The organism is Allobosea sp. P4_C6 (genome assembly GCF_056402015.1).
This window is the reverse complement of the sequence record NZ_JBFUIF010000253.1, coordinates 1-1264: the sequence shown is the minus strand read 5'-3', so window position 1 is coordinate 1264 and position 1264 is coordinate 1. Positions and strand designations below refer to the sequence as shown.

Below are 1264 nucleotides of genomic sequence, written 5' to 3'. Positions count from 1 at the left end.
ATGTGGCGCTCGATCTAGTCACCGATGCGGATCCGGCCCGTAGGTGCGAATATTTCGGTGCAGAAATCTCGAGATACGCCGGAAAGCTGTCTGGGTGGGCTATTTCGCTGAAGCAATTACCCCCGGACATTTCAAATTACATGAAACCGCGCAAACCGTGCATCGTCACACTGGCCACGATCGCCTTACTTTCAACGCCAGCTTCAGCCCAAAAGAGAACATTGGAAGGCATTGCCCGGTCAGCTAGCCTTTATGCTGCGATAGTTGAATTTTGCCCGCAGCATCAGCGCATCGACCTCGAGTTAGCGACCAGAGCGGCGAAGGCGATGGCCGATGCTGCCAGCGAAGCCTCGGGACCAGCCACGGGGCGAATGATGCTTGATCAGGAAATGCAGCGCCGATTCGATATTGTGCGATCTTCCGGAGCGGAAGCTTGGTGCCAAGCGCAACGACAGCGACCTGCGAATGAGCCCCTATTCTTAAAAGCGCCATAGCCGCCGCCTGTCGGCGGCAATCCCCCTAGGCAGCTTGAGGTCCTGTTGCCCTAAAGCCCGTCGCCTTCGCGACGGGCTTTTTCGTTCGGATCCAAGCAGGCGGAGGGGCAAAACCCTTCAGCTTGGAAACCCCAGAGAAAGACAAAAATCCAAGTGATAAGACGCCGCCCTTCCCAAACTGGGCTTTCGCCGGTGTTGCGCGCATCGAGGGGAGTTCGGCCGATCGCATGCTCTGGCTTCTAAGAGTAGCGAGCCCGACCAACGGTGACTCTAAAACCGAAGTGAAATCTCAGTTTGGTTTTAATTCGATTTCAGACTTGACTCGAGCTGCTTGCAGCGTGAACTTTGGGCGCCAGGGAGGATACCCACGTGCCAAAGACGGACCGCATCGGCGTAAATTGTGCGCTTTCCACCCCGTTCACCGCGGGCGGGGCCATCGATCATTCACTATTGATCGAGCATGCCCGTTGGGTGCTGGCGGCCGGGGCCGATGGCATTACGCTGTTCGGTACGACAGGCGAAGGTGCGGGGATCGGGTTGCATGAGCGCATTGGAGCCATGGGTGCGCTGGCCGGTGCCGGGTTTGATTTTCGCAGGTCGGTAGTGGTCTCGGTTACGTCCTCGACGATCGAGGATGCTGTCGCTCAGACACGCGCGGGCTACGCCTACGGCGCCAGAGCGATCCTGATCACGCCGTCCTTCTACTTTCCGGACATGCCGGAGGACGGCATCTTCGACTGGTTTTCGACCGTGTTCCAAGAGTTGGGAAC

General features: G+C 57.9%; 2 protein-coding genes. Both read left to right on the top strand.

The window, feature by feature from the left end; all coding sequences use genetic code 11:
• Positions 1 to 494: hypothetical protein (locus AC1DVA_RS28430; RefSeq protein ID WP_476808133.1), on the top strand; the 494-nt coding region annotated here is incomplete at its 5' end.
• Between the two features lie 369 nt (positions 495 to 863).
• A partial coding sequence (locus AC1DVA_RS28425; protein ID WP_476808132.1) for a dihydrodipicolinate synthase family protein occupies positions 864 to 1264 on the top strand: 401 nt, incomplete at its 3' end.